Genomic DNA, 11,555 nt, shown 5'->3' on the forward strand with positions numbered 1-11,555 from the left:
GGGACCCGGTGCGTCAGACGTCGTAGCTGGCGCCGGGGCGGACCACCTCGAGCGGCCCGGCGTACGCGGAGGCGGCCGATTCCAGCGTGTGCGCCTCGCTGCCCCAGGCGGGCACCAGGTGGGTGAGCAGCAGCCTGCCCACAGCGGCCTTGGTCGCCGCCTCACCGGCCTCCCGACCGGTCAGGTGCAGATCCGGCGGATTGTCCACGCCGTCGAGGTAACTGGCCTCGCAGAGGAACACGTCGGCGTTCTGGGCCAGTCGCAGCAACGCCTCACAGGGCGCGGTGTCCGACGAGTAGCACAGTGAACGGCCGTCGTGCTCCAGCCGCACGCCGTACGTCTCGACGGGATGGTTGACCCGGTCGACGGTGACGGTGAACGGGCCGATCGGGAAGGTGCCCGGCTGCAGCGCGTAGAACTGGTACACGTCCTCCACCGAACCGTCGTCGCCGTACGCGGCGCTGAGCCGGTCCGGCGCGCCGGCGGGCGCGTACACCGGCAGCGGCGGGTACGGGCCGTCCGGGGCGTACCGGCGCACCACCACGTACAGCACGGCGTCGAACATGTGGTCGCAGTGCAGGTGGGTCAGCAGGATGGCGTCCGGGGCGTGCAACCCCGCGTACCGCTGGAGGCTGGACAGCGACCCGGAACCGAAGTCGACCAGAAGACGGAAGCCGTCGGCCTCCACGAGATAGGCCGAGCAGGGGGATTCAGGGCCAGGAAAACTGCCGGCGCTTCCCAGAACGGTCAGTCGCATCGAGTGGTCTCGCTGTCACTATCAGTAGCACCCGTGCCGGCGATAGTCCCGGCCATGATCTCTACCGACGCGTACGCCACGCTGCGCAGCCTACGCTGGCGCACCCGGCAGCAAGAATCATCCAACGGAAGTTGTCACGAACGTGACACCCACTCGCGGTACGCCGGGCAGCGAACGGGCCGTCGACGGATGTCGACGGCCCGTAGTCGGCAGACCAAAATCGGTCAGGCCCAGAGCTGCCCCTCCAGGGCGTCCTCGGCATCGGCGAGCGTGCCGCCGTACGCGCCGGTGGACAGGTACTTCCAGCCGCCGTCGCAGACCACGAACGCCACATCGGCCCGCCGGCCGTCGCGCACCGCCTCGTGCGCCACCGCCAGCGCGGCATGCAGGATGGCGCCTGTGGAGAACCCGGCGAAGATGCCCTCCACCTCCACCAGTTGACGGGTGCGCAGCACCGCGTCCCGGGTGCCGACCGAGAAGCGGCGGGAGAGCACCGAAGCGTCGTAGAGCTCCGGAACGTACCCCTCGTCGATGTTGCGCAGGCCGTAGACCACCTCGCCGTAGCGCGGCTCGGCGGCCACCACCTGAATGCCCTCGACCTTTTCCCGCAGGTAACGCCCGGTGCCCATCAGGGTGCCGGTGGTGCCCAGCCCGGCCACGAAGTGCGTGATGCTGGGCAGGTCGTGCAGCAGCTCCGGCCCGGTCGTCTCGTAGTGCGCCCGCGCGTTCGCCTCGTTGCCGTACTGGTAGAGCATCACCCAGTCGGGGTGCTCGGCGGCGATCTGCTTGGCGGTGGCGACCGCCTGGTTGGAACCGCCCGCCGCCGGCGAGAAGATGATCTCGGCCCCGTACATCCGGAGCAACTGGACCCGCTCGGTGGAGACGTTCTCCGGCATCACGCAGACCAGCCGGTAGCCGCGCAACTTGGCGACCATCGCCAACGAGATGCCGGTGTTGCCACTCGTCGGTTCGAGGATGGTGTCACCCGTGCGGAGCCGGCCAGCCTCCTCCGCCGCCCGGACCATGAACAGCGCCGCGCGGTCCTTGATGCTGCCGGTGGGGTTGCGGTCCTCCAGCTTGGCCCAGAGCCGCACCGGAGGAGCCCCGTCGGGCACCGTCGGGGAGAGTCGGGGCAGGCCGACCAGCGGCGTGCCCCCACAGGCGTCGAGCAGGCTGTCGTACCGCGCCATGGCGGCCGACCTCAGCGAGCCGCGACGGCGTCGCGGGCGGCGCTGTGCGAGCTGATCGCCGCTGCCGCGGCGCTGTGCGAGCTGATCGCCGCTGCCGCGGCGAAGCCGAACGCGCCGCCGGCCACTGCCGGCAGGATGGTGACGCTGTCGCCGTCGGAGAGCTTCGCGTCCAGCGCACCGAGGAAGCGGACGTCCTCGTCGTTGACGTAGACGTTGACGAAACGGTGCAACGTGCCCGCGTCGGTGATCAGCCGGCCGCGCAGACCGCCGTGCCGGGAATCCAGGTCGGTGAGCAGATCGGCGAGCGTGTCGCCGGTGCCGTCGACGACCTTGGCGCCGCCGGTGTAGCTGCGCAGGATGGTGGGGATGCGAACCTCAATGGCCATGATGTCGAACTCCTCGATCGGGTGTGCCTACGGTGACGGGACGAGACGGCTGCGGCGCTGACGGATCAGCGGCCGGAACACTCGTAATCGACCGTCGCCGGGCTCTGCCCGAACATGTAGGACTGGACGGCGTGCGGGTCGACACCCGCCTCCACGACCTGAACCGGCTCCTCGGTGACCACGCCGTCGACGATCCGGAACGACCGGATCTCCTCCGAGTCGGGCTCACGGGTCGAGACGAGCAGGTAGTGCGCCCCCGGCTCACCGGCGAAGGAGACATCCGTCCGCGACGGGTACGCCTCGGTGGCGGTGTGCGAGTGGTAGATGACGACGGGCTCCTCGTCCCGGTCGTCCATCTCCCGCCACACGCGCAGGTGCTCCATCGAGTCGAACTCGTAGAAGGTCATCGACCGCGCGGCATTGTCCATCGGGATGTGCCGGGTCGGGGTGTCGCTGCCGACGGGACCGGCGACCACGCCGCACGCCTCGTCGGGGTGATCCCGGCGCGCGTGGGCGACGATCGCGTCGATGATCGACCGGTCGATGCTCAGCACGTGCACCAGCCTAACGCCTGCCGGGCGCGTGCCGAAGTGGTGCCGGTCACCCCTAGTCGATCAAGGCGTTGAGCAGCGACTCCTGTAGATACCCGAGATAGGCGTAGACCGAAAGCTGGAACACCCGGCTGGAACCCGGGTCCTCGGCGACCGCGTCGTCCAGCTCCTCGCCCAGATCCGTGCCGTCCTTGATCTCCAGGCGGACGCCCATCGCGAGCCGGGCGTCGTTCAGCGCCCGCAACCACGCCTCGGCGGCCTCGGCGTCCAGCCGCACCTCGCCACCGGCGTCGTCCGGCAACGCGGCCAGGATCGCCCCCGCCTGATCGATCTTCGCGGTCTTCAGGTCGCCCTCGGTGTAGCGGCGGAATTCAGCGGTGCCCGGAGCGTCCTGCGGGTAGACCGCCGGAAAGAGCCGACCGACGACCGGGTCGGTGTGGTCGAAACCATCGGTGAGCAGGCCCACCACCTCGGAGGCCACCTTGCGCAGCACCCGCACCTCGTCGACGGCGAAGACGGCGACGTAGCGACCGGCCTGGCGATGGAACATGCTCATGATCTGTCCACCGTCGCCCACAGCCCGTACGCGTGCAGCTGCGACGCGTCGTGCTCCATCCGCTCCCGGGCACCTGTGGAGACCACGGCACGCCCCTTGTGGTGCACGTCCAGCATCAGCTGTTCGGCCCTCTCCCGGCTGTAGCCGAAAAGCTTCTGGAAAACCCAGGTCACGTACGTCATCAGATTGACCGGGTCGTCCCACACGATCGTCACCCACTGCCGGTCGGACGCCGGCACCTCGTCAGTGTCCGGCGTCTCGACCGGTACAACCTGCGGAGCCGCCATGCCCCCCATCGTGCCACCGGTTTCCCGGAACCGAGGAACCGGAACGCCGGCCCGGCGCGGATCACCCGCCCCGGGCACTCCCGACCCGCCCCGGACGCCATCGGAGGTGGGGTCCGACCCGGACCCGGACCAACCGGTGGGCGCGCCGTCAGGCGAGCAGAATGCCGTGATCGACTGCATCGGAGAGCACCACGCCCAGCGAGAGGCGGATCACCTCGAACCGTCGGGAGATCTCCCTGGACAACCCCAACTCGACCTCGCGCACCGCCCGTTGGGACCAGGCCCGCGCCGCGCTGTGGTCGGCGTTGCCGGGCGTACGCCACTGCTGCCAGCACCCGCCGGAAAGCGCCACCGCGACCGGCGGGAGCATCTCGTCACGGGACGCCGCCGGATAGCTGGCGGCAGCGTCGATCGCCTCCGCGCCGGTCAACTCGGCCACGCCGGCGGTACTGGTGATCAACAGCACCTTGTCCAATTCGTGGCCGGGCCGGTGATCGGCCAGTCCGTACCGCACGGCCCGGGCGATCCGGCGTCGCACGCCTTCGGCCGGTGGCGCGGCGAGCACCCGGGACGCGACGTCGGTCACGATGCCGCGCACCGCATGGTCGCACTGCGCGGTTGCCAACAGCGACAACGCCGCCATCTCCTGGTCGAGGAGATCCGGTAGGCCGGCACAGCCGACTCCGAACACGATCTCCTGAACGGCCCGCAGGTGGATGTTCGCCAACTCCAGGGCGAGGTGCTGACGGATGCGCTGAGCGCACGAGCGGGCGTGGCGGTCGAGCCGTTCGGACCAGTCACCCGGATCGGCGGCCACGGCGACGCGACCCTGCTGGCCCGGCAGGACCGGTGGGTCGACGCTGGCCCGCTGCAACCCTTCACGCGACGCCCAACCCACGAGCGCTCGCCGCAGGTCGGCGGCGGTGTCGGCGTCGTCGACCGGGAACCACCGCGCACCGGCCAGCGCCGGCACCGCGGCCAGGAGCGCCGCCCGATGCGCCTCCACCGTCACCGCGACCGCATCCACCTCGGTCTGCGCACCCCCGACCGGCGGGACGGACGCCCCCGCGCCCTCCGTAGTCGCCGTGCCGTCAGCCAGCGGAGCCCAACCCGCCGCACCGGGTGTGACCGCGAAGACGACCTCCACCGAGGTCGAGGCGACTTCGGCGAGCAGGTTCAACTCGGCGGCGGTGAAAGCCTGGTCGGCGGCGATCACGAAGAGCAGACCGCCGGCTCGGCCCACCGCTTCGAGCAGCACCCGGGTGCCGGACACGCCGAGGGTGGCGGTGTCCGGGACGTCGATCAGGGTGAAGTGCCGCAGCAGTGGCTCGGGCACGCTCAGCTCGACACGCCGGGGCGGGCGGGCCAACGCCGGACCGGCGGCGTCCCGGTCCGCGCCGTACGAGTGCGGCTGGCGGTAGCCGGGAACGAACGCCGCCCGGGTGGGCACCTTGGCGTCGCGCACCACCAACCAACTGCCGGCCGGCACGGTCAGCATGACCGGGTCGAGCCCGAGCAGGGTGGCGAGCACGGCCCGCCGTTCGGCACCGGCCGGACCGACGGCGACCACACCCAGCGGCTCGTTCGGGGCGGCGCCGGACACGCCGACCCGGGTGGGGAGCGGGCCGCAGGTGGGCAGGTCGGTTGGGCCGGTCATGTCGTCCGGCGAGTCGACCGAGGGGAGAGGGCCCTGCTTCATCAGGTGCCTCCCGTTGCAGGTGACCGAGGGTCCGATCGCGAGAATTCCGGTGCGTCAACCCGGATGTCGGAAGACTACGGGCGGGCTGGCGACCGGGCGGAACACCTCGAATACTCACCGGTAATTGTGCGGTTACTCAACTTCGCACGGTGACGGTGCGGGCGCGGACGGATTCCGGTCGATATGCTGCGCGGATGAGTCGATGGGAGTTCGTCGGCCGCACGGATGAGCTCAACCGCCTGCTGGAGGCGGTGACCGGTGAGGCCGGCCGCGGGCTCTTCTTCAGCGGCAGCGCTGGCATCGGCAAGAGTCGGTTACTGCGCGAGGGTGTGGGCGCGTTGCCCACCGACCGGTTCGCGATCTGGTCCATCGCCGCCAGCGCCACCACCGCGGCGCTGCCGTTCGGCGGGCTGGTCCAGGTCCTCCCCGCCGAGCAGCCCCAGGGTCTCTCCCCCGCCGGCGTCCTGCGCTGGGCGCTCAACGTGCTGCAACAGCAGGCGGCCGGCCGACGGATCGTGCTCGCCATCGACGACGCCCACCTGCTCGATCCACCCTCGGCCGCACTGGTGCACCTGGTCGCCCGCGCCGAGAACGCCACAGTGGTCGGCACCCTGCGCGACGGCGAGCAGATCCCGCTGCCGATCCGCGCACTCTGGACCGACGACCTGGTCGAACACGTCGAGCTGACCCCGATGCCGCAGGCGGAGACCACTGACCTGCTGGCGTCGATCCTGGGCGGCCCGGTCGACCCCGGCTCCGCCGACCGGCTCGGCCGACTGTCGTCCGGCAACCCGCTGCTGCTGCGCGAGCTGGTGCACGCCGCCAACGGCAGCGCGGAGTTGAAGCAGACCTACGGGATCTGGAAGTGGACCGGGCGGTTGGAGCTGGCGCCCAACCTGACCGACCTCATCGACACCCGGGTGGGGAAGCTCACCGACGGCGTCCGCGCGGTCGTCGAGCTGGTCGCGTTCGGCGAACCACTCGGCCTGCATCTGCTCCGGCAGGCCGCCGATCAGGCAGACGTCGAGACCGCCGAGGAGCGCGGACTGATCACCGTGGACCAGCACGACCGGCGCACGAACGTTCGGCTCGCCCACCCGCTCTACGGCGAGGTGATGCGCCGTCGCTGTCCGGTCAGCCGCACCCGCCGGCTTCAGGCACACCTCGCCGAGCTGCTTGAGCAGGTCGGCAAGCGCCGCCGCGACGACCTGCTGCGGGTGGCCGTCTGGCGACTCGATTCGGGCACCGCACAAGACGCGGCCCTGCTGCTGGAGGCCGCCGTGCAGGCGTTCACCCGCTACGACGTACCGCTGGCGACCCGGTTGGCGCGGGCCGCGCTGAGCGCCGACGGCGGCTACGACGCCGCGGAGCTGCTGGCCACCATCCTGATGTTCGCGGACCGGCCCGAAGAGGCGATCGACGTCCTCGACGCGGTGACGCCCGAGCCCGGCGACGAACGACGACTCTGCCGCTGGTTGACCGTGCGGGGCATGGTCAGCTACTGGGGGGTTGAGCCGGGAGTCCACTGTGGAGGAGATCGCGGGTCGCGTCGAGCAGCTCAGCGACTCCGCCGACCGGGCCCGGGTGCACGCCTTCGAGGCGATCATGCGCCTGCACCGACTGGACACGGCCGCCGCGGTGCGGCTCAGCCAACGCGTCCTCGACCGGCCGGCGGCCGGCGTCGCCGCCCGCGAACTGGCCCGCTCCACCATCGCGTACGTCCAGGCCGCACAGGGCGAGCTGACCCGCAGCGGTACGGCGATCGCCCAGGTGCACTCGGCAGCGGCCAACTGGCGTACCGACATGCCGTACCTCCAACTGGCCCTGGAGTTGGCCCGAGGCACCCGGCTCATGCTCACCGGCGACCTGGCCGGAATCGACGCGATCGTCGCCGACGAGTTCGCCGACCTCGCCGGGGAGGGTGACTTCCGCCTCGGCACCGGTTATCTGGCCATCCTCCAGGCGTACTCGCTCCGGCTGCGCGGGCAGAGCGGCGCGGCCATGCGGACTTCCCTGAGTGCCTGCGCGGTGCTGGCCACGAGTCGGGTCTACGCCGGTCTGGCCCAGGCCGAACGCGCCCAGGCGGCGGCGCTGCGCGGTGACGCCGCGCAGGCGGTTGCGGCGATGGCCGAAGCCGACCGCACCCACGCGCCGGGGATGGCGGTGCTCTATCCGTGGCTGGAGCAGGCCCGGGGCGCGTCGCTCGCCGCGTCGGGCGACCTGTCGGGCGCCGTCAAACACCTCGGCGACCTGGTGGACCGGCTGCGTTCGGACGGCTTCGCCGGGCACGAGGTGCACGTCCTGCACGACCTCGTCCGACTGGACCAGGCCGGCATGGCGGTCGGGCCCACCTGCTCCGACGGCGGCCGGCGCACCGTCGCGCAGCGCCTCGCCGAGCTCTCCGAGCGGGTCGACGGGGCGCTCCCGCCGCTGTTGGCCCGGCACGCCCGCGCCGCGGTCAGCGACTCCCCCACCGATCTGCTCGCGGTCGCCGACGACTACGCGGCCCTGGAGTTGACCGTATACGCCGCCGAGGCCACCTCCCAGGCGGTCCAGCGGTTGCGCCGGCAGCACTCGGCTGCTGCCAACGACGCCCGGGAGCGGCTCGCCGGGTTGCTCGGGCGTTGTGACCTGATCCGGACGCCGGCGCTCCAGGCCGGCGCGCCAGTGCTCACCGAGCGGGAGTGGCAGGTGGCCCGCCTCGCCGCGCACGGTGCCTCCAGTCGGGCCATCGCCGAACGGCTCTACCTCTCGGCGCGCACTGTGGAAAACCACCTCCAGCGGATCTACGCCAAGCTCGGCGTCACCGGCCGGGCCGAGCTGTGGGCGGCGTTACGTTCGATCCCGGGCCACGACGGCGGCGACGCGAGCTGAACCTTAGGCTGGGCCGGTGAGCATCCACCGCCCCGCGCTCCTGACCGACCACTACGAGCTGACCATGGTCAGCGCGGCACTGAAGGACGGCACCGCTGACCGTCGGTGTGTCTTCGAGGTGTTCAGCCGCCGGCTGCCGAGCGGCCGCCGGTACGGCGTGGTGGCCGGCACGACCCGGCTGATCGAGCTGATCCGCGACTTCCGGTTCGACCCCACCGAGATCGAGTTCCTGCTGCGGACCGGGGTGGTCGACGAGACGGCGGCGGCCTGGCTGACCGACTACCGCTTCACCGGCGACGTCGACGGGTATGCCGAGGGTGAGCTGTTCTTCCCTGGTTCTCCGATCCTCACCGTCTCCGGCGGCTTCGCCGAGTGTGTGGTGCTGGAGACGCTGGCGCTGTCCGTGCTCAACCACGACAGTGCAGTGGCCGCCGCGGCGGCCCGGATGGTGACCGCGGCGCGGGGCCGGGCACTGATCGAGATGGGGTCGCGTCGGGCGCACGAGGAGGCGGCGGTGGCTGCGGCGCGGGCCGCGTACCTGGCCGGGTTCCGGTTCACGTCCAACCTCGCCGCCGGGGCGCGCTACGGCATCCCGACGGCGGGCACCGCGGCGCACGCGTTCACACTGCTGCACGACGACGAGCGGGCGGCGTTCGCCTCGCAGGTCGCCACGCTGGGCAAGGACACCACGCTGCTGGTCGACACGTACGACATCAGCCAGGGCATCCGCAACGCGATAGCGGTGGCCGGGCCGGAACTGCGGGCGGTACGGATCGACTCCGGCGACCTCGCGGTGATCGCTCAACAGTCCCGGGAGCTGCTCGATTCGCTGGGCGCCACCGAGACCAAGATCATCGTTTCCGGTGACCTGGACGAGTACGCGATCGCCGCACTGGCCGCCGAACCGGTGGACATGTACGGCGCCGGCACGGCAGTGGTCACCGGCTCCGGGGCACCGACCGCCGGGCTGGTCTACAAGCTGGTCGAGGTCGAGGGTCGGCCGGTCGTGAAGCGCTCCGAGCACAAGGCGACCATCGGTGGCCGGAAGGTCGCGGTCCGCCGGCACAAGCCGACCGGGACCGCCACCGAGGAGGTCATCGTCCCCCAGGGTGTTCCGGACCGGCAGCCCAACGACCGCCTGCTCCAGCGGTCGTACGTGGTGGCCGGTGAGCCGGTGTCGCTGCCCACCCTCGACGAGTCACGGGAGCACCTGCGGGAGTGTCTGATCTCCATTCCGTGGGAGGGGCTGAAGCTCTCGGCCGGCGACCCGGCCGTGCCGGTCACCGTCGTACCCGCTGGCTGAGGCTTACCCGAGCGCCACCGACCGTACGGAGAGAGGAAATCCCGATGGCAAATGCGCTGATCATCGTGGACGTGCAGAACGACTTCTGCGAGGGCGGCTCGCTGGCCGTCGCCGGCGGCGCGGGGGTGGCCGCCGGCATCTCCCGGTTGCTCGCCGCCGAGCCGGACCGGTGGGCGCACGTTGTCGCCACCAAGGACTACCACGTCGACCCGGGTGCCCACTTCGGCGATCCGCCGGACTTCGTGGAGTCCTGGCCCCGGCACTGCGTGGTCGGCACCAGCGGTTCGGAGTTCCACCCCGAACTGGACACCGCCCGGGTCGAGGCGATCTTCCACAAGGGCGAGCACGCCGCGGCGTACTCCGGTTTCGAGGGGCACGCCGACGATGGCGAGTGCCTGGCCGACTGGCTGCGCCGCCACGACGTGGACCGGGTCGACGTGGTCGGCATCGCCACTGACCACTGCGTCCGGGCGACCGCACTGGACGCCGCCCGGGAGGGCTTCGCCACCACCGTGCTGCTCGAGTTGACCGCCGCCGTCGCCCCGGCGACCACCGACGTGGCGCTGCGCGCGATGGACAGCGCCGGGGTGGTCATGCACGGCCAGCCTGTGATCAGGGCCGCATGAGGCGCTAATTGGTTGGCCAAGGGGCCGCCGCCGGTCGAGGATGTCGCCGGAGGTACGGACCCACGTGAACATGAAGCCTTACCGGCGGGCGCTCGCCCTGCCCGGCCTGCGGTCGCTGCTGGTGGTCGCCGTCCTCGCCCGAATCCCGCTCACCGCGACCGGGGTGACGCTGACCTTCCACGTCGTGCTCGACCTCGACCGGGGGTACGGGGCCGCCGGCCTGGTGGGCGCGGCCGTCACCGTTGGCGCGGCGATCGGCGGGCCGCTGCTCGGCCGGCTCGTGGACCGGCGTGGACTGCGTCCGGTTCTGGTGCTCACCGCCATCGCCGAGGCGATCTTCTGGTCCACCGCGCCCACACTGCCGTACCCAGTGCTGCTGCCGGCCGCGTTCGTGGCCGGTTCGCTGGCCCTGCCCATCTTCTCGGTGGTCCGCCAGTCGATCGCCGCGCTGGTCCCCGAGGACCAGCGCCGCCCGGCCTACGCGCTGGACTCGATGTCGGTGGAGCTGTCCTTCATGATCGGCCCGGCGTTGGCGGTGGCCCTGGTCACAGCGATCTCCGCGCAGACCACCATGTATCTGGTCGGCGGCGGCATCGTCGCCGCCGGTATCGCCCTGTGGGTGGTGAACCCGCCGATCCGTGCCGCGACCGAACCCGCCGGCCCACCGCGCCGGATACCGCGCCGGGAGTGGCTGACGCCCCGGCTGCTCGCCGTGCTGGCGCTCAGCACCGCCGCGACCCTGGTGCTCGGCGGCACCGACGTGGCCGTGGTCGCCGTCTTGCGGGCCAGCGGAGAGGTCGGCTGGACCGGCGCGGTGCTGGCCATCTGGGCTGTCGCGTCGCTGGCCGGCGGCTTCGCCTACGGGGCCGTGCACCGCTCGTTCTCACCGCTGGCACTGACCGCCGCGCTGGCCGTGTGCACCATCCCGGTGGGGCTGGGCGGTGCGCACTGGTGGCTGCTGTGCCTGGCGCTGATCCCCGCCGGCGCGCTCTGCGCACCGACCATCGCGGCCGGCTCGGACGCGGTCAGCCGCCTGGTTCCGGGCGAGGTGCGCGGTGAGGCGATGGGTCTGCACGGCTCCGCGGTCACCGTCGGCATCGCGATCGGCGCGCCACTCGCCGGTGCGGTGATCGACGCCAGCGCGCCACTCTGGGGCTTCGTGGTGACCGGAGCGCTCGGCGCGCTGGTCACCCTGGTGGTGCTCCCGATCGAGCTGCGTCGCCGCCGCAACGCCGATGCGGCCACCGCGCCGTCGGTCGAGGCCGACCTCACTCCCGCCGCTCGCTGACGGCCTCGCCCACGCAACGGAGCTGACCACCTCGACCG

The 11,555-nt window shown here is 71.8% G+C and carries 12 protein-coding genes; 5 read left to right on the forward strand and 7 right to left on the reverse strand.

The window, feature by feature from the left end; translation table 11 throughout:
* Window positions 1-13: 13 nt before the first annotated feature.
* From ABZU74_RS04900 to ABZU74_RS04930, 7 genes are all read right to left on the reverse strand, one after another.
* Window positions 14-757 (reverse strand): MBL fold metallo-hydrolase, encoded by a 744-nt coding sequence (locus ABZU74_RS04900; RefSeq protein WP_355418597.1) that lies wholly within the window; start codon window positions 755-757, stop codon window positions 14-16.
* A gap of 224 nt (window positions 758-981) precedes the next feature.
* A complete protein-coding gene (locus ABZU74_RS04905) occupies window positions 982-1,947 on the reverse strand; it encodes a cysteine synthase (protein WP_355418599.1) in 966 nt (321 codons plus the stop codon).
* An 11-nt stretch (window positions 1,948-1,958) separates the two neighbouring features.
* The gene (locus ABZU74_RS04910) at window positions 1,959-2,333 is read right to left on the reverse strand and encodes a MoaD/ThiS family protein (RefSeq protein WP_355418601.1); all 375 of its coding nucleotides are present in this window, start codon (window positions 2,331-2,333) and stop codon (window positions 1,959-1,961) included.
* Window positions 2,334-2,398: 65 nt separating this feature from the next.
* Window positions 2,399-2,887, reverse strand: coding sequence for a M67 family metallopeptidase (locus ABZU74_RS04915; protein ID WP_088991173.1), 489 nt, complete (start codon window positions 2,885-2,887; stop codon window positions 2,399-2,401).
* 52 nt (window positions 2,888-2,939) lie between these two features.
* Window positions 2,940-3,440, reverse strand: coding sequence for a DUF2017 domain-containing protein (locus ABZU74_RS04920; protein WP_196921330.1), 501 nt, complete (start codon window positions 3,438-3,440; stop codon window positions 2,940-2,942).
* A complete protein-coding gene (gene clpS / locus ABZU74_RS04925) occupies window positions 3,437-3,727 on the reverse strand; it encodes an ATP-dependent Clp protease adapter ClpS (protein ID WP_030331276.1) in 291 nt (96 codons plus the stop codon). The genes ABZU74_RS04920 and clpS overlap by 4 nt, the downstream gene beginning before the upstream one ends.
* 148 nt (window positions 3,728-3,875) lie before the next feature.
* The gene (locus ABZU74_RS04930; protein ID WP_355418604.1) at window positions 3,876-5,426 is read right to left on the reverse strand and encodes a hypothetical protein; all 1,551 of its coding nucleotides are present in this window, start codon (window positions 5,424-5,426) and stop codon (window positions 3,876-3,878) included.
* A 194-nt stretch (window positions 5,427-5,620) separates the two neighbouring features.
* Between ABZU74_RS04930 and ABZU74_RS04935 the strand changes: the two genes are divergently transcribed.
* From ABZU74_RS04935 to ABZU74_RS04955, 5 genes are all read left to right on the forward strand, one after another.
* Window positions 5,621-7,351, forward strand: coding sequence for an AAA family ATPase (locus ABZU74_RS04935; RefSeq protein ID WP_355418606.1), 1,731 nt, complete (start codon window positions 5,621-5,623; stop codon window positions 7,349-7,351).
* Between the two features lie 409 nt (window positions 7,352-7,760).
* Window positions 7,761-8,300: a LuxR C-terminal-related transcriptional regulator gene (locus ABZU74_RS04940; protein WP_355419135.1), complete on the forward strand. Its 540-nt coding sequence runs from the start codon at window positions 7,761-7,763 to the stop codon at window positions 8,298-8,300.
* 16 nt (window positions 8,301-8,316) lie between these two features.
* Window positions 8,317-9,603 (forward strand): nicotinate phosphoribosyltransferase, encoded by a 1,287-nt coding sequence (locus ABZU74_RS04945; RefSeq protein WP_355418608.1) that lies wholly within the window; start codon window positions 8,317-8,319, stop codon window positions 9,601-9,603.
* A 44-nt stretch (window positions 9,604-9,647) separates the two neighbouring features.
* Window positions 9,648-10,229: an isochorismatase family protein gene (locus tag ABZU74_RS04950; protein WP_355418610.1), complete on the forward strand. Its 582-nt coding sequence runs from the start codon at window positions 9,648-9,650 to the stop codon at window positions 10,227-10,229.
* Between the two features lie 40 nt (window positions 10,230-10,269).
* Entirely contained in the window at window positions 10,270-11,517 is a 1,248-nt protein-coding gene (locus ABZU74_RS04955; RefSeq protein WP_355418612.1) for an MFS transporter, read from the forward strand.
* The last annotated feature ends 38 nt before the right edge of the window (window positions 11,518-11,555 follow it).

It is taken from the genome of Micromonospora sp. NPDC005171 (genome assembly GCF_040608575.1).
GTDB lineage: Bacteria > Actinomycetota > Actinomycetes > Mycobacteriales > Micromonosporaceae > Micromonospora.

Coding starts and splice junctions, on each gene's coding strand:
- ABZU74_RS04940 (WP_355419135.1), top strand. CDS start 7,761: ATGGCGGTCGGGCCCACCTGCTCCGACGGCGGCCGGCGCACCGTCGCG.
- ABZU74_RS04900 (WP_355418597.1), bottom strand. CDS start 757: ATGCGACTGACCGTTCTGGGAAGCGCCGGCAGTTTTCCTGGCCCTGAA.
- ABZU74_RS04955 (WP_355418612.1), top strand. CDS start 10,270: ATGTCGCCGGAGGTACGGACCCACGTGAACATGAAGCCTTACCGGCGG.
- ABZU74_RS04920 (WP_196921330.1), bottom strand. CDS start 3,440: ATGAGCATGTTCCATCGCCAGGCCGGTCGCTACGTCGCCGTCTTCGCC.
- clpS (WP_030331276.1), bottom strand. CDS start 3,727: ATGGCGGCTCCGCAGGTTGTACCGGTCGAGACGCCGGACACTGACGAG.
- ABZU74_RS04910 (WP_355418601.1), bottom strand. CDS start 2,333: ATGGCCATTGAGGTTCGCATCCCCACCATCCTGCGCAGCTACACCGGC.
- ABZU74_RS04950 (WP_355418610.1), top strand. CDS start 9,648: ATGGCAAATGCGCTGATCATCGTGGACGTGCAGAACGACTTCTGCGAG.
- ABZU74_RS04905 (WP_355418599.1), bottom strand. CDS start 1,947: ATGGCGCGGTACGACAGCCTGCTCGACGCCTGTGGGGGCACGCCGCTG.
- ABZU74_RS04935 (WP_355418606.1), top strand. CDS start 5,621: ATGAGTCGATGGGAGTTCGTCGGCCGCACGGATGAGCTCAACCGCCTG.
- ABZU74_RS04930 (WP_355418604.1), bottom strand. CDS start 5,426: ATGAAGCAGGGCCCTCTCCCCTCGGTCGACTCGCCGGACGACATGACC.